Source organism: Secundilactobacillus folii, assembly GCF_009720675.1.
GTDB classification, from domain to species: domain Bacteria; phylum Bacillota; class Bacilli; order Lactobacillales; family Lactobacillaceae; genus Secundilactobacillus; species Secundilactobacillus folii.
This window is the reverse complement of sequence record NZ_WNJO01000003.1, coordinates 193,059-210,872: the sequence shown is the minus strand read 5'-3', so window position 1 is coordinate 210,872 and position 17,814 is coordinate 193,059. Positions and strand designations below refer to the sequence as shown.

The window sequence follows — 17,814 nt, the reverse complement described above, 5'->3', positions numbered from 1 at the left end:
AAAATTGGTATTCCAAGCAATCATTTGGTTCACCCGAATCCCCGCTTCGGGACGAATTTTGTCGACTACGTTCAAATCAATTACGTGGAAGGAATTCGGCAGGCCGGTGGAGTACCCATCATTTTACCGATGGGGGACCCCAACGATGCGGAGACCTACCTTGATAGCGTGGACGGACTTCTTTTGACTGGTGGTCAAGACGTCCCACCGCAGCTCTATGGGGACGAACCGATTCGTGAGTTAGGCGAGACTGATATCTATCGGGATCAGTTTGAAATTGCGCTGATCAAGGCAGCTCAGGCAGCACATAAACCGGTGCTGGGGATTTGTCGGGGTCAGCAAATCATCAATGTTGCTCTGGGTGGCACGCTGTATCAAGATATTTATGTTCAGCAAGGAACTAAATTGCAACACGGTCAGTATCCGACGGCTGGTGAAATACCAACGCATAGCGTGACCGCTACTGATGGTTCATGGTTGCAACAAAACTTTGGCAAGCGCTTCTTGACCAATTCATTTCATCATCAAGCCGTTAACAAGCTGGGGCAGGGATTAAAGAATACTGGCGTGGCGGATGATGGCATCAGCGAAGCCATCGAATCCGGTGATGGGTTACTATTTGCGGTTCAATTCCATCCGGAAATGATGTTTAAAGTTCATCCTGAATTTGTCAAAATTTTCCAGTGGGTCGTTGATCGCACTTAATTTTTCAAAATCCACTGGTCAACATGCCACAAAATAACGATTTATGATATACTCAATTCAAATCAATAATTAACTAGGGGCGCAATTGCTGAGACGGTCATTTGATCGAACCCTTTGAACCTGTGAGCCAACCCTCGCGTAGGAAAGTTAACGTGCTTATTTGCCAATCAACTGCCGACCTTGGGAAACTAGGGCCGGCTTTTTAGTCGAAAGAGTGGCTTTGGGTGGCAACCTGGCGTGTTAATCGATCGACAGTGTTTTTGCGCTTCTCAAACTAGGAGGCTCTACCTTGACAATTTTCACCGATCACATTCATCAGGCTGCCGAACCACTGTGGCAGCAGAGTTTTGACCATCCATTTATTCACGAGATCCAATCTGGCCAGCTACCAACTGACATTTTTCGTTATTATTTGATTCAGGATCGCTACTATCTCAGCGAATTCGGTAAACTGCATGAGTTAATTGCTGAACAGGTTGACGATGCGCATGGGAAACAATTTTTACTGGCAGGTGCTCAAGGCTTGAAAGACGGCGAGATCGCGGTTCGTAAAGGATTTTTTGAACAGTTGAAGATTACCCCTGAAGAAGTAAAGCAAACACCGATCGCACCGACTGCCTATAACTACGTGAATCACATGTATGCCGAGCTATATCGCGGCAACCCGCAGCAGGCGATTGCTGGCCTACTGCCCTGCTACTGGCTCTATAATCAAATTGGCCAGCACCTGATTGCGAAGGGGTCTCCGGATGAGCTTTACCAGCGCTGGATTGAAACCTACGATAGTGATGACTACACCGATAGTGTTGACCAGATGATTGTCTTGACTAATCAAGCGGCGGATCAGGCTGATGACGATGTGCGCACTAAGATGAAGACCGCTTTTTTGCGTAGCAGTGCTTACGAACTGGCTTTTTGGCAAATGGCCATGGATAAACAAAACTGGCGCGTATCAGCCTAAAAGGTTTTCTCATCTTCCTTTAATTTGTTATAATTGTGCAAACATATAAGGAAGATGATATACATATGGAAATTCGTGAAATTGAGGCTGCCGATGACCGGAAGATGGCGACTATTTTAAGGTCTAGCCTCGAGCAAATGCATCTCAATTTACCTGGAACAGCTTACTTTGACCCCTTTGTAGACCGTTTGAGTGAATGGTATCAGCAGACTCCGCATTCAAAGTACTTTGTGGCGGTTGCAAACGGTGAGGTCGTTGGTGGCTGTGGAGTGGGACCAATTGATCCTGAGCACGGTATAGCTGAGCTGCAGAAACTGTACGTGGATCCTAATTATCGCAAGCATGGTGCTGCCAAGCAACTATTAGCAGTTAACTTTGCGTTTGCGAAAACGGCGTATCAAAAACTCTACTTAGAGACGTTTGCCACCATGAAAGCTGCCAACCATCTTTATCAAGAAAACGGTTTTCGGCAACTAGCACACCCGCTATCCCAATCGGAACATAGTGCTTGTGATACGTGGTATATGAAAACGTTATGAGGGGTAGCTTCGAATGGCGTGCCCTGGCAATTCTATCAAGTGGCGTGTTAATAGTAATGTTGACGTGAATTTAATCTTTAAAAAGATGAGATAGTTTTAATGACCATTCTGGCAGCCTTTATAGGCTAATTTGAGGACTGGGTCGGTCAACCAAACTGCATTTCAACCTTGACACCCAACCAAAAGACGATTATATTTATCATTAAATTTTAATTTCGTTAGTTAATCGCTGTGAAGAGAAGAGCGTCAGGGGCACGATTACAGAGAACTCCGGTAGCTGAAAGGGAGAATTCGGTATCCTGACAAAGATGAACTCTAAGTAGCTGACAGCTGGTCAATGGCTGACTGTCCGGTAACCGCCGTTATTGGGCCAGCTTCTATTGGAGCTGGAAGGTGCTGTGATGCAGCACGAACTTGGGTGGTACCGCGACTAGTCGCCCCTTGTCTGAACGGACAGGGGGCGACTTTTTTGACGCCTTTAGCTAACATTCTAGGAGGAAATTCAATGACACAATCAACATTAACGCAATATCCATATCGGTACGATGTCGTTGGCAGCTTATTGCGGCCAGCAGATTTGAAACAGGCGCATAAAGACTTAGCAGCAGGAAAGATTGATCAGGCTGAACTGACTCGCATTCAACGCCAAGAAACAAAGCGGGTTGTCGACAAGCAAGTTGAGCTGGGTTTTAAAGCGGTTACCGATGGGGAATTCAACCGTAGCTGGTGGCACTTGGACTTTCTGTGGAATTTAACCGGCGTTGATAAGTACGATTATCATAAGAGTTATAAATTCAAAGGTGGCACCACTAGAACCGATAACGTGGAGTTGACCGGCAAGGTATCAGCTAATCCAAACCATTCGTTTTATGACAGTTTTAAATACCTGCAGAGCATTGTTCCAGACGGCGTGCTCGTTAAGCAGACCATTCCATCACCAACCATGCTGTTCCGTGATAACCGCAGTGATCGTTGGCACGAATTCTACGAAACTTGGGACGGCTATTTGGACGACGTTGCCAAAGCATATCATGAAACTGCGCGCCACTTTTACGATTTAGGCTGTCGTTACTTACAAATTGACGACACCACCTGGGCATTTTTGATCAGTAAGTTGAATGAAACTAAAGATCAGCCGGAAGAACACGCCAAGTATGAACAATTAGCGGCTGATGGTGTTCGTGTGATCAACGCTTTCTTGGAAGGCTTACCGGATGATTTGACCGTTACCACCCATATTTGTCGCGGTAACTTTAAGTCAACGTACCTATTTTCAGGCGGTTACGATGACGTTGCTGATCAATTGGGTTCACTGAACTATGACGGGTTATTTCTTGAATATGACAGTGAACGCGCCGGTAGTTTCGCCCCACTGGCTCGCATCTGGAACAATGATTCCCATAAGCGGCTGATTCTTGGCCTGATCACTTCAAAGTTTCCTGAACTTGAGGATCAAGACGCCGTGATTGACCGAATCCACCATGCTGCCACGCACGTCCCTTTAGCAAACCTGGGGTTGTCAACTCAGTGTGGCTTCGCATCCACGGAGGAAGGCAATCAGTTGACTGAAGACCAGCAGTGGGCGAAATTGAAATTGGTTAAAGCGATTGCCCAAAAAGTTTGGCCAGAAGCGTAATTTTCATGTGCAGCCAACTGTATTTTCAGTTATCATAGATGTTATGGAAAATACACGAAGCGAGGTAATGGCATGATTAAAATGGTCGCAGTTGACATGGACGGCACGTTTTTGAACGACGAGCGTAAGTATGATAAACAAGCGTTTTTAACCCTGTTTAAGCGGATGAAACAGCAGCACATTCATTTTGTAGCCGCCAGTGGTTCGCAATATCAGCGACTGCGCCATGAATTCGCCGAGGTTGCCGATGAGATGGATTACATCTCGCAAAACGGCGCAATTGTGCACCGTGGCAATCAGCTGCAACATATTGAAGCAATCAGTGACGATCAGGTTCACGCGGTTTTAGACCTGCTGAATGCGACCTTTAAACCGGGTGTCGTTAATCAGGAAGTGGTAGCCGGTCTGCACGGGACTTATGTCAACCAGGATATGGATCCCGAAGTGTTGAAAATCGTGAAGTACTACTATCGGCCAGTGATCGGCGTTGCCAGTTTGTCAGGAATTGCTGCTCGAAAAGTCAAGGATCAGTTCACAAAGCTAGCCATCAGTTTTACTCCTGGAGTTGATTTCGATGCAGCGTCGGCTAAACTGTCCAAGTTATTACCAGACCGTCTCACCAGTGAAACGTCGGGCTTTAATACGGACTTAGTGGGTTCTGACAAAGCCAATAAGCGCTCTGGCTTGCGGGCATTACAAGACTACTACCAGGTTGCCGATGATGAATTAATGACCTTCGGTGATAATGAAAATGATTTGAGCATGTTAAAGATGACACCCAATAGTTTTGCAATGAAAAACGCTGCGGTGAAGATCCGTCGTTCGGCGGCACATGTGACGGCTTATGATAACAACCATAACGGTGTGCTTGAAACCTTGAAGATGGCACTGTAAGTCATTAAAGATAGCGAGATACCATTGGTGTTTTAATGCCGAAATAAGAGCGATATCGGGTGACTTTCGAATGAGAAAGTTATTTGATATCGCTTTGTGCTACCTATTATGATGCCTAGATTGTGCAGAATCAGCTGAACGTGACGAATTTGGTTTTTTAATGGCAGAAATCGTGACTGAAAGCCAACCCTTAGAAATTATCTTTTCCTATAATTAGTCCAGATCCTGCCCGTGACAGCTATCACGGGCAGGATTATCGCCGGCAATAAAAATTGGTATACTTAAGGAAGACAACCAATGAGGAGGTGCGCAGTGCCGGTTAGTGTTTTTAACGCGGCACATAATTTGAAATGAACTTAGACGAAAAGTTCGCCTATATGGCGACTGGGAAACCGTACGCTGATTTAGATCCAAAACTGGTTCAAGCCAGAATCAGGTCAACTCAAATGACACAAAAGTTAAATCGGACGGCTGATCCTGAAGAAAAGTCGATGATCTTCACGCAGTTAGTGGGATCGGTGGGTAAGACGCCTGTGGTCGAGCCTAATTTTAGGTGCGAATTCGGGCGTAACATCCACCTCGGAGATTCGTTTTACGCCAATTATGACTGTGTCATGCTGGATGGCGCACCAATCACAGTCGGGGATAACGTTTTATTCGGCCCCAAAGTGGGCTTGTATACCAGCAATCACCTTTTTGATCCGGATGAGCGTAAAGCGGGTGGCTGTGTTGCTAAACCAATTACAATTGGCAACCGAGTTTGGCTGGCTGCCAACGTCACAGTTCTGCCTGGTGTAACAATTGGTGATGACGTCATCGTGGGTGCTGGTAGCGTTGTCACTCAAGATGTTCCAAGCCATGTCATTGCTGTTGGCAACCCTTGCCATGTGCTTCGGGAAATAACTGCCGCGGACCGAACTGGATTTAACGGTCATGATTTAAGCATCCAGTGAGCAAAATGATTGCCTTAAGGTAACACGAAGGGCATATACTTATTTTTGTTAGCGATAAAAAGGAGGAACTTTAATTGGCAATTATTACGGATACATTTGAATTAAATAATGGCATTAAGATGCCAAAAGTTGGTTTTGGAACTTGGCAGACTCGTCCCGGTCAAGAGACCTACGACGCCGTTACTAACGCTTTAAAAGCCGGCTATCGCTTTATCGATACCGCTAAGGCTTACCGGAATGAAAAAAGTGTCGGTGAAGCCATCGCTGCCAGTGACGTGGCTCGCGAAGATATTTTTGTGCAGACCAAGTTGCCAGGCGAATCAAAGAGCTATGACCAGGCAATGGCTGACTTTGAGAGCAGTCTCAAGGCGCTTAATTTAGACTACGTTGATTCCTACATCATTCACGCCCCATGGCCATGGATGCAAATGGGCGCTAACTACGACGATGCTAACCGCGAAGTTTGGCGCGCAATGCAGGAAATTTATAACAGCGGACGTGCAAAATCAATTGGCGTTTCTAATTTTAACGTTCATGATTTAGATAATTTATTGACCTGGGATGGTCTGACAGTGACCCCAGCAGTTGATCAGATTCGGTACTTTGTCAGCCATACAGAAGATGACGTTGTGAAGGCTGCTAAGGCACACAAGATTGTCGTTCAAGCATACTCACCACTTGAGACGGGTGGTTTGATCAATGATGCTAACCTGCAAAAGATTGCGGATAAATACAGTGTGACGGTCCCACAATTAGCTCTGCGATACGTGCTTCAAAACGATATTGCACCGCTTCCAAAAGCTCGTTCAATGGCTCACGTTGAGGCTAACACTAAGCTTGATTTTGAAATCAGTGATGCTGACATGGATTATCTAAACGGACTGGACGACGGCGACCACGGTCTGCGCTAATTCATTAGACCGCGTTTTTAAAGCTGTTTGATAGCAGTTTAAGCCTCTAAATAAAGCGATACCGACAAATCCTCAAATTGGGAATTTATCGGTATCGCTTTTTGAATCGAGTTAATTCACGTGAATCTACGTTGAATACAGAAAATAGCTGTGATCCAAGTTGAAGAGTCACGTTCGAAATGGTGATTAACTTTTAAAATGATGATCTCTTTCCTACTAATTGTAATTGGATTAAACAAATGTAATATCCATTGGAATCGCACCCACGAGGGATTCGTGCACCGTGCATTGACGTACAACTTCATTCAAAAAGAATTTGTGCTCATCGGGTGGCAGATTGGTTTCTGCAGTCACTTTAATATCAATATGGGTGACTTTCGAAGAGCCATCAGAGTAAGAAGTCGTCTCTCCGGAAACGTCAACTTGGAACTTCTTAATCGTGAGCTTGTCTTCTGAATGTTCCAACTCGCGAGCGGTGACGCTCATGCAACTGCCAACTGCACCAAGCAGGTACTGAACCGGATTTGGTCCCGCGTCAGTTCCCTTAGCCACTAACGGCTCGTCCGCTAGAAACGTGTGGCCACCAGTTCGATTCATTACCTGGGTGCCGGCAGGGCGAAGGGTCGAATGTACAATATATTTTCCCATTTTTGAAAACCTCCACAAGATTGATTTAAAGCTATTGTAGCATGATGTCACTAAAAAAAGCTCGAGCAAAACTCGAGCTTTCTGGATTTTAAAAAATTTAATTAGCCGATAACGCGTACTTGAACTGATTGACGGCCAAACTGCATTGCCTGGGAATTAGTCATCGAAATATCTAGCTGGTTAGGGTTGCTGTAAGCAAAAGTACCAGTATCATTCACAACTCGAGTTTCAGTGTGGCCGTCTTGGAACTTGATCTCAAGTTGAGTGCCCTTTGGATAGCGGCTTAATGATGCGGCAACGCCAGTGCCAGTTGGAATTGAAGTCCCCTGACCACCAGAAGCAACCTGTGGGTCGTAAGCCGTGGCAACCATGGTTGTCCAGCCGGTAGTGGAAGTTTTACTGCTGGTCGATTTAGTTGCAACCTTGTTACTAGTCGTTTTAACTGTCGTTGACTTGGTGCTAGTTTTTTCAGATAGTGGTTTGACTGTTGTGGTGGCCTTATCAGCTTTGATAGTCCCACTAGGAACATTTAATTTTTGATTTGGTAGGATCACAGCATGAACTGAACTTAATGAGTTGGCCTTAGCGATTGCTTGAGGAGTTGTTCCATTGGCCTTAGCGATGCTCCACAGGCTGTCACCTGATTTGATCGTATACGTTTTTGCGGAAGCAGAGATAGTAGCGAAACCGAAGCCGAAAATTGCACTGAACAGGACTAAACTACGTGAAACAATTGTTTTTGGTAACATAAAATGATAACCAACCTTTCGATGTTTATGCCTCTTAGACATAGGAATAGTATTAATGATGCTATTAGGAAAACGTTATTTCCCCACATCACGTGTTATACTATAACATGCTGAATCGGCTTTTCAGTGACAGATTCGCTACATTAATTTTGAAAGTAGTCATAATATTGAAATGTTGTCATATTCATGTTACAAAATGAAATATGAAAGCGCCACGTGGCAAAAATGTTACATAAACATTAGAATTAGATTGGATAATGAGAAAAATGGTTCCATCAAATTTAGAGATCAGCGTTATAAAAGTGGAAAAAATAGCCAAAAATACCGGTACATTCATGTTTTACGAAGTACCGGTATTTTTGGCTATATCGTGCAAGAAATGTTAAGAGAACGTTACAAAAGTGCTAAAGCTGCTGTTTCATCAATCGATAGACCATTGTACATGAAGGGATTTCGTGTGAAAAGTTGGTAGTTAGAAGAATGAGTGTTTGACCATTCCAGTAATTGTTGATGCGAAATCGGTAACGTAATTGTTGTATGATCATGATTTAAGTTGAGAACAAAGTAGAGCTGATGACTAGTGTAAGTTAGATTAGCCGTAATCAAACTTGTGTAGGCGTTCGCCAACTTGCCTGGTAAGCCTGTCAACTGCTGGCTGTTTAAATCAGTTAATTGTTGTCTGAAAGCTGTCGTTTGCTTACTGGACAGCGGTTGATCGATGATTGCATTTCGAGTTGTTGTGTACAGGTCGCGTAGTTTTGTCACGGTATTGTCCATTTGATTCCTCCTGTATAAACAAAAAATATTCGAAAATGAATAGTAAAATTGTTTTACTTTTGGGTTTAAGTGAATTACAATGTATTTTGTAATTAAGAATTATTCTAATGTAGAAAAGAGGTCTGCAACATGAGGAAGAAGCTTACACTCGCACAGCGGGTGAATATTCTGCGGGCCGCAGTCATGGGCGCCAATGATGGTATCGTTTCAGTCGCTGGGATCGTTATCGGTGTTGCCGGCGCCGGAACGAGTAACTTTGCTATCTTCATTTCTGGCATTTCAGGAATGCTGGCCGGTACGGTATCCATGGCAATGGGTGAATACGTTTCAGTTAACACGCAAAAGGATGCGCAGCGGCGAGCAATCATGAACCAGAAGGAAGCCCTGGCAAATAATTACGATGACGAGTTCGATTACGTTAAGCAAAAGTACGTGGACGATGGTATCGATCCCGAATTGGCCGGCCAAGCGACCAGTGAAATGATGCAACGCGATTCATTAGTGACAACGGTTCGTGAACGTTATGGTTTTGACGTAGGCGAATTCACTAGTCCATATGCCGCTGCACTTGCTTCGATGATTTCATTTCCAATTGGCTCTATTTTACCACTTTTGGCCATTACGATGTTACCAGTAGCCAATCGAATCGTCGGGACATTTGTGGCGGTGGTGATCGCACTGGCAATTACTGGTTTTAGTGCGGCGACGCTAGGAAACGCAAAACGGGGGAATGGCATGCTACGAAACATCGTGTCAGGCTCGTTAACGATGATTGTTACCTATCTGACTGGGTTGCTGATCGGTAGTCTATAATGGGAGAACGAGAATATGAGTGAAGAAATTATTAAGCGTCCTAAAAAGTCCTCTCAAACAATGGAGGAAAAGCTCAACACGTTGCGAGCTGGTGTACTGGGTTCTAACGACGGCATTTTAACCGTGGTTGGTGTGCTGTTTTCAGTGGCCGTTGCCACAACCAATCAGTTCACGATTTTTATCGCCGGGCTGTCAGATCTATTAGCCTGTGCGTTCTCAATGGCGTCTGGTGAATATGCCTCTGTCAGTACGCAACGTGATACTGAAGAGTCGGTCGTACGGACAGAAAAGCGACTATTAAAAACCAATTACGCTGAGGAGATCAAAGCGGTCATCAACCACTATACTGATTTGGGTGTGAAGGAAGCCACGGCTACTAAGATTGCCAATGAATTAATGGCCAAAAAGCCACTGGAAACAATCATTAGCGTTAAGTATGATTTGACACTAAACCACTACATGAATCCGTGGAATGCAGCCTTTTCGTCATTATTCTCAGCTGCGGCAGGTGGGATTTTCCCATTGGCAGCGATGACCTTATCACCGGTTGCGTTCAAATGGCCAGCCACCATTTTGGCGGTTTGTTTATCCGTTGCGGTGACCGGTTTTCTAAGTGCCAAACTAGGGAAGGGCTTAGTTAAGACGGCGATGATTCGAAACGTCATCGTCGGTATTGTTACCATGATTATTCACTATAGTATTGGGTTATTGCTATAATCAAGGGTCTTAATTCTAAGGGTGTTGCTTGAACGGCTTGAAAAGTTCATGCGACACTTTTTTTATTAGTCTTAAAAGCCAAGCCTAAATAGAGCAGAATTGATAGACTGATTATTTTGTAAACGCATTATTTGTTAGTTTACCAAGGATTGATTTTTATGGCAAAATCGCCATAAATGATACATGTTCTTCTCTTTAGAATATTAGCCAATTTTTATTGTACCCGAACGCATTTTCGTTTAATATAAACTGGTCTATACAACCTATGTTATTAAATGAGTGAAGTTAGGGGGGAACCAAGTGAGACGATACCTTCAGATAAGTCCGGTTGCGGCGGTAGTCATTGCCTGTGCCATTATTGTTGGCATACCAATGTTTATCACGCCGATTCACGGCTATTCCGATAACGGTGATTTCCAGATGCTGCTGGCTAGTAACGACCTTTTCCAATTACCACACACTAAAATTGGTTATACGATTCAAAAGTATGGCCTGATGAGACACTACAACCAACTGCATTTAGAACACTTAACGACCCAGTCAGTTGTGATTCAGATCGCAGTTGCCTTAAATCGTTGGTTTTACAGTCGTTCGATATTTGATCTCCGCTTCTTGGGAGCTATTCACTACCTCCTTTACCTCGGCGGTGTCGCCACGTTTGCCAACGGTTTGATCGGCCGAAAGAAGCGGCGACGAAATTACTTGTTGGCCATCGTGCTTACCTTGATTCTTGCCGATTCAGCCTTCACACTCTACTTGAATTCGTTCTACCCCCAAGCACTAACATTGATTCTGATGTTGTACTTGGCAGGGCTTTTTTTATCGCTTATGTGCTATAAGCAGGAGAATGTTTGGCAAACTTTTAGCTTCTTTGCGGTGGCATTTCTGCTATTAATGGTTCATGAATCAAACAGTTTGTTATGTATTGGTCTGATCATCGCTGGCATCGGTGTACTAAGCCGACCGCACCATCATTTGATTCATGGAATGATGCTTTGTTTCACAGCGCTGTTACTACTAGTTGGTTGGATCTCGGCCAATAATTTATCGCCCGAGGCCAGTCAAATGAATAAGTATCAAGCAATGACCCAGGGCAAGCTACTGACAACCTCTCATCCAGAAAGTATTTCCCAAACGACGAACATCGATCCTCAGTTCACCCTGATGCGGGCTCAAAGCTATTATCCAAACGGGTATGCAGCTTTAAAGGCGGAGGATGCTGAGACTAAACGGCAATTCACTCAGCGGTACGATCTACCGTGGTTAATTTCAGCCTATGCAACTGATCTGCCGCAAATGGGCCGGTTACTAGATGTGACGGCTAAAAATACAATGTTACTGCGGCCTAAATTTGCAGGCACTCAAGCAGCAAAACCGGGATCCAAGCCACAATTTAAGACCAAATACTTTACGCTCTTCAGTCAAATGTTAGCCACTTTTTATCCACGCAAGTACGCCTTCAATTGCCTACTTGCAGCGGCTATCGCAATTGTTTACGGCTTTGCATTTGTCCGCCATTTAAAACGTGGCGAGCGCTGGCTGGCTAGTCGTTTTTGGCTAGTGATCGGGTTACTAGCAATTGTGATTGCATCACCACCAGCGGTCGTTGTCCTATACGGTACAGCGGATTTATCCATTCACATTTTCCCAGTGGCGTTCAGTCTCTGTTTGGTCGGCATGGTGTTACTAAGCGATGTCGTTCAGCACAGGCTATGGAGGAACACAAATGAGAGACAAACTTAATTTTGGCCTTTTCACATTATTACTAACGCTAGCGGCCATTTTGGGGTTGCGTGCAATGACCATGTCGACAAATGCAGCTGAAACGCGACCCGTTTTGTTAGTTTATGATTCAAAAAACATTGCCACTCATGCTGATCTGGAGATCGATTGCTGTCAGCGGCTGATGACGAGTCTGGGGCTGCCAGTTAAGTCAATCAAGCTAGCCGACTATCAAAAAGATGAACTCACCAGTGGCCGGTACCAAGGGGTGGTCACAATGAAAAACTGGGACCAGCAACGGCTTACGAACTCATCATTTGAAAGGGATCGCAAAATCTTTAAAGGCGTCAAATTACACGTTGGACCAGAGTTACAAAGTGATGAACGACAACAATTGTGCTGCCGGTTTAAAGAGCTGACTCATCAGCAGCTTTGTTTGCATCAAGAGCGTTCGTCACAGTTATTAAGTGCGAGTCACCAACTGACAGTGATCAATAAACATCCTGATAATGCAGAAAAGTTTGGCTGGTTGTCGGGTCAAAGTGATGCCAGTCAAACGTATGCGTATGGTGTTAAGATTGGTCGTTCGGGCTTTTTGCCCAGTTTGGGTGATGATGGGCTTTCAATCGAGGCTGCCAGTCAACTAATGGGCGCCCTTTTCAAACGCCCAACCAAACCACATCAACCACTGCTAACGATTACTGGAATATCACCATATACTAATATGAAACGCCTTAGAACGTTGATCAAACAGTTTTCCGCGCGTGGTTATCCATTTGCCTTAAGTATCACCAGCGTTGCCACCAATACTAATTTAGAGGCGTTTCATCGTTATACAAGTACGTTGCGATTTGCAGAGCAAAACGGCGGTTTGATTTTCTTAAGCCCCTCCAGTGAAACCGGGACACATCTGCTCAACGGCGACGAACTACGGGCCATTTTTCAAACCGAGCTGGCCAGTTTAGGCGCCGACCACGTTTTTCCGGTTGGTGTTAGTGCACCAGGTTACTGGAATCAGTCAAAATATCGTCGCGATGCAGTGTTGCAAAATGCCAGTCACGTTCTGCTGTTACCAAATCAGCCAACCACTTTAGGTGCCCAAACAATCAACTCCACCGCTAAAGTCACAGCGAGTCAGCCGTTTAAAGCGGGTGTTATTGGGCTGCCATTTTCAAAATTTGAAACGGTCACCCACAAAGATAAACTGCGCTTTAACTCGCCAACGTCTTTATTGATCCCCATGCCGCAAAATAATGCGGAAATCGGGACAATTCTAAGCCGTCTTGAAAGTGCACAGGTCCCGTGGTTTGATCCCATCCGTGACCATCTTAACACCGCTCTAGAGACGGGTTCGGCGTTACTTGGATATCGTTCTGGCCAGTATTGGCTAAACGGTGAACCATTGTCGGACTTGAATCTGACCGCAGACCAACGACAGTCTGAATTACCAACTCAAGCCACTAAAGCATCTTGGATGAACCGGGTGATTCAGTGGCAATCGACCGCGTTAATTTGGATCTTTAGCGCTATTGGATTGTTTTTGGCTGGTTTATTATCAATCGGCTGGCGTCTTTATCGGGGTAAATTTATTCGTCCAGGCATTCATAAAGATAGGTGATGAGAATGTTAAACAGTATCTTATTTATGGCTATTATCGCAATTTGGAGCATTTTGATCGTTAATCTTGTGCTCACAATTGCTGGCTATCTCTACTATATAAAGTGGGTGCAGACGCCACCTGCCAAATTACCCACCGAACCGCCATTTGTATCGATCCTTGTCCCGGCGCATAACGAAGGTGTCGTGCTGGTTAGAACGGTAGAAGCCTTGCTGGGATTCGATTACCCGCAAGACCGGTATGAATTGATCGTGATTAACGACAATTCTAGTGACAATTCCGCAATTTTGCTGGCCAAATTTCAAGCAAAGTATTCAAATCGGAATTTTCAAGTGATCAATACCAATGCAGAAACTGGTGGTAAAGGAAAATCTAACGCGCTAAACGTTGGCTTACAGCAAGCTAAGGGCTCCGTGATCTCAGTTTATGACGCGGACAATACGCCGGAAGAAGAGGCGTTACGGCACTTGGTGGCGACGTTAATGGCCAACCCAAAGCTTGGGGCGGTCATTGGAAAATTTCGAACTCGTAATCGACATGCTACTTTGCTGACGCGTTTCATTAACATTGAAACATTAGCCTTTCAATGGATGGCCCAGGCAGGCCGTCAAAAATTATTTAAACTCTGCACGATTCCTGGTACTAACTATGTGATTCGTCGCGCCGTTTTGGATAAAATCGGCGGCTGGGATGTCAAAGCCTTGGCGGAAGACACGGAGATCAGTTTCCGCGTTTATTTAATGGGTCAGCAAATTGCCTTTCAGCCACTGGCGGTGACTTGGGAACAGGAACCGCAGACTTTTGACGTTTGGTTTCAGCAACGGACGCGGTGGGTAAAGGGGAATATCTACGTGATCGTCAAGAATTTTCGGTTGCTATTTCATCCCCAAGCTCACCGAATCTGGTTCGATTTACTTTATTTTATGAGTACCTACTTTCTTTTAATGGCTGCCCTAGTCTTATCTGACGTCGTCTTTGTGATGTCAGTGGCTGACGTGGTCCACGTGTCGATTCAAGGCTTTAGTAATGCCGTTTGGGTCTTCGCAATTCTGTTGTTTGTCCTCAGCACTTTTGTCACGATCACGACCGAAAAAGGTGAGATGACCGTGACTAATCTGGGTGTGATCTGTCTGATGTATGTCGTTTATAGTCAAATGTGGTTAGTAGTTGCAATATACGGAATGGTGGGGTACACACGTGAACAAATTTTTCATCAACAAGCAAAATGGTATAAAACAAAGCGTTATCAGTAGTATGCTGGCCGCTTTACTCGTCATCGTGACGGTCGTACTGACGGCGCAAACTGCTTCAGCTAAGCAGTATACGCAGCCGTTTCAAAATCCAACAACGTCGCTAGCCGGTAAATCGGTGCAGGCAAATATGTATTTTGTCAAAATGGGGTACTGGGATGTCAAAAAAGCGACCCTCAACCTCAAATTTCAAATTTCTCAGTTGGATGATCGGCAGAATTCAGACATCACCGTGTCAGTTAACGGGGTGACGTTTGACTCATTTCGGCCATCTTCAGCCGCGGGTGAGCAATCTAAGCAAATTACAATTCCTAAGAAATTGATTCAGTCCCAAAATAACCTTCAAATCGAAGGCCAGTTATTGAACCAAACAAATGATAAGCAGGTAGTTGCTACCCAGACACCTGCCAATTGGCTGACACTGGACTCTGCCAGTAACGTTAATTTCGATTATGATCTCACTTCGCCACGGAACCAGATCAACGATTTTTACGACCGTCTGACCGGTGCCGACACGATTGCTGAAAGTCAGTCGTTAGTCGAAACACCAAAGGCGGCCACCGATACCGAGTTATCTGCTGGGTTACGAGCTTTGACCGGCCTGTCCAGATTTGTCACCAGCGATGATCAGGCACTGCCGATTTCGCCTTTAGAGGAGAATAAACAGGCGGATTATCAAGTTATAATCGCTAAATTTCAGCATTTACCAAAATCAATTCAGTCTCAATTATCGGCCAAGAAGTTAAACGACCAAGCAGTGATCAAACTGTTGAAACAGGGTCGAAAGCACCTGTTAGTGGTGACTTCTAACTCCGATTCACTGTTATTAAAAGCAGCCAGCTTCGTTGCAAATCAGGAGTTGATGAAGGAGACTACCAAACCCGAGAAATGGATCAATGAACAAACGGCAACGTTCAGTTCGGTACTGGAATTTCAGGGCCGGCATCAACTAACGGATGTCGACACACCTGTCCAGGGGGCTGGACACAATGTCCGTACCTTTTTTGTTCAGCTGCCAAATGATCAACTGAATGCGGCGGGATCGACGATTAATCTACGTCTTCGTTACGGCAAGAACCTTGATTTCAAGCGTTCCTTAATGACCGTTCGTATCAATCAGCAAGCGATTGGCAGCCAACGCCTGAGTGCGGCACACGCTGACGGTGACGAGATCAGTCTGAAATTACCCGCCAAGATGCCGTTAAATAGCACCTTTACTATTTCAGTGGACTTCGACCTAACTCCAGCTGGAAGTGGTTCAGCACCTACTGACCAAGACATGTGGGCGACGGTACTGCCGACTTCAAATGCGGTGATTCGTTCCAAGTCCAATCATGATCTGCTGTTTGACAATTATCCTAGTGTCTTCATGAAAAATCAGGCAGTGAAACAGATGGCCATCGTCCGGCCGGCGCATTTGACCACCAATGATTTTGCGACAATGTCAAACTTGCTTGGACTGGTTGGTAATTACGCGAAGCAAAATACCGGGGAATTGAAAGTCTACCACCAAACGCCAAAGACAGCCGTTTTAAACCGGTCGAACGTGATCGCATTTGGCACCCCCTCACAAACACCCTTGATCAAGCAGCTGAATTCCAAACTTTATTTCCAGTTTAATTCTAATTTCTCAGGCTTTAAGAGTAACGAGAAACTTAGTCTGGAAGATGACTATGCCCAAACAATCGGTACGGCCCAGCTACTCCGATCGCCTTACAATCAATACCGGGGCTTGCTAGTTGTGACCGGTGCTCATGATGATGCCGTTTACCGGGCTTCAACCCAGCTTGACCGGCAGTCAAAGCTGGCTCAATATCGCCAGGCAGATACCATCGTCGTGGATGACAATAATCAGCATTACAGTTACCGGTTCAAGAAGCAAAAAATGATTCAACCATCGTCGATCACTTCAGTGGTTCATAAACATAGTCATTTTTGGCTGTTCTTAGGAATCGCATTAGTTGTCTTTTTCTTCTTTGGTTTCGTGATCGTGTCAATTCTATGGCGAAACGGACTGATCACTCGAAAGGGGTTTATTCATGAACATTGATGATCATGGTAAAGCAAGTTTATTGGCGGATATTGGTTTAGTGGGATTCTTGACTTTGATTGGTTTAACGACCGTGCTTGTTGACCTATCACAGCACCCCATTTGGAGTACCGTTTATCTGGCTATCACAATGATGCTCATGCTGGTGACTTATTTTTATGGCTTGATCCCGGGACTTTTAAGTAATTTGCTGTTTGTCTTTGGTCAAATTGTCTCAGCGGCCTACGTCAGTTTGCAGCTTCATCAGGAAGTGCCACTTAGAATGACAATTTGGCTGGTCTTGCCAGGGCTACTATGCTTAACGCTAGCCGTTATGATGCGTCACCAGCAAGAACTACAATTGAGAAATCATCAGCTGCGAAATCGTTTAGTCGAACAGGGTGCTTTTGATGCGCAAACTAACCTGCGCACCATGGTGGCCTTTCAAAAGGATGCGCGGATGTATCTCGAAAATCATCGCCAGTTTAATTTACCCGTGACGATGCTTGTCATTCGGATTCGTTATTTCCAAGAATTAGAAAAAATGCTGAGTCAAGAACAGTCTCAAAGGTTACTCAAATTAATTTCCAGTGTCCTGTCCCAAGAAAGTCGCGATAATAATCTAACGTACTTTTTGAATCGGCAAACACCAACTTGGGGGATGATCCTTCACACTGAAGAACGAGTGGCTCAAGAGATTACGGAACGACTTAAGCAGCATTTTAATGAACAGTTAGCGCGTGACCCCCAGCTTAAGATGCTCGATACTTCCCTAATTGCTGGGATTGCTTGCTGGAATTCGGAAGATATGGAGAATCCATACGATTTGATGCACCGTTCAATTCGGGAAACTGAGTATGATGTCTAGCATAAATTGATCATGTGACGCAAA

The 17,814-nt window shown here is 44.8% G+C and carries 17 protein-coding genes and 1 riboswitch; of the genes, 14 read left to right on the top strand and 3 right to left on the bottom strand.

All coding sequences use genetic code 11. From position 1 onward, the window contains the following. The 7 genes from GM612_RS03990 to GM612_RS03960 form a co-directional block, all read left to right on the top strand. On the top strand, positions 1-705 hold a 705-nt coding region (locus tag GM612_RS03990), incomplete at its 5' end, for a gamma-glutamyl-gamma-aminobutyrate hydrolase family protein (protein ID WP_155431093.1). A gap of 65 nt (positions 706-770) precedes the next feature. Then, a riboswitch (TPP riboswitch) is annotated at positions 771-867 on the top strand. A gap of 127 nt (positions 868-994) precedes the next feature. After that, a complete protein-coding gene (gene tenA, locus GM612_RS03985; RefSeq protein WP_155431092.1) occupies positions 995-1,666 on the top strand; it encodes a thiaminase II in 672 nt (223 codons plus the stop codon). A 65-nt stretch (positions 1,667-1,731) separates the two neighbouring features. Next, the gene (locus GM612_RS03980) at positions 1,732-2,205 is read left to right on the top strand and encodes a GNAT family N-acetyltransferase (protein WP_155431091.1); all 474 of its coding nucleotides are present in this window, start codon (positions 1,732-1,734) and stop codon (positions 2,203-2,205) included. Positions 2,206-2,710: 505 nt separating this feature from the next. After that, on the top strand, positions 2,711-3,841 hold the full coding sequence (locus GM612_RS03975) for a vitamin B12 independent methionine synthase (RefSeq protein ID WP_155431090.1): 1,131 nt from the start codon (positions 2,711-2,713) through the stop codon (positions 3,839-3,841). A 72-nt stretch (positions 3,842-3,913) separates the two neighbouring features. Continuing rightward, a complete protein-coding gene (locus GM612_RS03970) occupies positions 3,914-4,735 on the top strand; it encodes an HAD-IIB family hydrolase (protein WP_155431089.1) in 822 nt (273 codons plus the stop codon). Positions 4,736-5,085: 350 nt separating this feature from the next. Further along, complete coding sequence (locus tag GM612_RS03965; protein WP_155431088.1) at positions 5,086-5,688, top strand: sugar O-acetyltransferase; 603 nt, start codon at positions 5,086-5,088, stop codon at positions 5,686-5,688. A gap of 74 nt (positions 5,689-5,762) precedes the next feature. Continuing rightward, positions 5,763-6,599 carry an aldo/keto reductase gene (locus tag GM612_RS03960; protein WP_155431087.1) on the top strand — a complete coding sequence of 279 codons (837 nt, stop codon included), beginning with the start codon at positions 5,763-5,765 and terminating at the stop codon, positions 6,597-6,599. Between the two features lie 231 nt (positions 6,600-6,830). Here GM612_RS03960 and GM612_RS03955 read toward each other — a convergent pair whose 3' ends face one another. From GM612_RS03955 to GM612_RS03945, 3 genes are all read right to left on the bottom strand, one after another. Continuing rightward, the gene (locus GM612_RS03955) at positions 6,831-7,247 is read right to left on the bottom strand and encodes an OsmC family protein (RefSeq protein WP_155431086.1); all 417 of its coding nucleotides are present in this window, start codon (positions 7,245-7,247) and stop codon (positions 6,831-6,833) included. Between the two features lie 101 nt (positions 7,248-7,348). Continuing rightward, positions 7,349-7,996, bottom strand: coding sequence for a LysM peptidoglycan-binding domain-containing protein (locus GM612_RS03950; RefSeq protein ID WP_173021217.1), 648 nt, complete (start codon positions 7,994-7,996; stop codon positions 7,349-7,351). Between the two features lie 393 nt (positions 7,997-8,389). Then, complete coding sequence (locus GM612_RS03945) at positions 8,390-8,773, bottom strand: hypothetical protein (RefSeq protein WP_155431084.1); 384 nt, start codon at positions 8,771-8,773, stop codon at positions 8,390-8,392. A 129-nt stretch (positions 8,774-8,902) separates the two neighbouring features. Here GM612_RS03945 and GM612_RS03940 point away from each other — a divergent pair, with 129 nt between their 5' ends. The 7 genes from GM612_RS03940 to GM612_RS03910 all read left to right on the top strand — a co-directional run bounded on the left by GM612_RS03940 (position 8,903) and on the right by GM612_RS03910 (position 17,790). Continuing rightward, positions 8,903-9,586 (top strand): VIT1/CCC1 transporter family protein, encoded by a 684-nt coding sequence (locus GM612_RS03940; protein WP_155431083.1) that lies wholly within the window; start codon positions 8,903-8,905, stop codon positions 9,584-9,586. Between the two features lie 15 nt (positions 9,587-9,601). Next, complete coding sequence (locus GM612_RS03935; protein ID WP_155431082.1) at positions 9,602-10,303, top strand: VIT1/CCC1 transporter family protein; 702 nt, start codon at positions 9,602-9,604, stop codon at positions 10,301-10,303. A 300-nt stretch (positions 10,304-10,603) separates the two neighbouring features. After that, positions 10,604-12,046: a glycan biosynthesis hexose transferase WsfD gene (wsfD, locus tag GM612_RS03930; RefSeq protein WP_155431081.1), complete on the top strand. Its 1,443-nt coding sequence runs from the start codon at positions 10,604-10,606 to the stop codon at positions 12,044-12,046. Next, positions 12,030-13,643, top strand: a complete 1,614-nt coding sequence (locus GM612_RS03925; protein ID WP_155431080.1) for a hypothetical protein — start codon at positions 12,030-12,032, stop codon at positions 13,641-13,643. Before wsfD ends, GM612_RS03925 begins: the two co-directional genes overlap by 17 nt. After that, the gene (locus GM612_RS03920) at positions 13,643-14,896 is read left to right on the top strand and encodes a glycosyltransferase family 2 protein (RefSeq protein WP_155431079.1); all 1,254 of its coding nucleotides are present in this window, start codon (positions 13,643-13,645) and stop codon (positions 14,894-14,896) included. Before GM612_RS03925 ends, GM612_RS03920 begins: the two co-directional genes overlap by 1 nt. Beyond that, positions 14,841-16,943, top strand: coding sequence for a cellulose biosynthesis cyclic di-GMP-binding regulatory protein BcsB (locus tag GM612_RS03915; protein WP_343031788.1), 2,103 nt, complete (start codon positions 14,841-14,843; stop codon positions 16,941-16,943). The genes GM612_RS03920 and GM612_RS03915 overlap by 56 nt, the downstream gene beginning before the upstream one ends. Beyond that, positions 16,933-17,790, top strand: a complete 858-nt coding sequence (locus GM612_RS03910; RefSeq protein ID WP_155431078.1) for a diguanylate cyclase domain-containing protein — start codon at positions 16,933-16,935, stop codon at positions 17,788-17,790. The genes GM612_RS03915 and GM612_RS03910 overlap by 11 nt, the downstream gene beginning before the upstream one ends. Positions 17,791-17,814 lie beyond the last annotated feature (24 nt).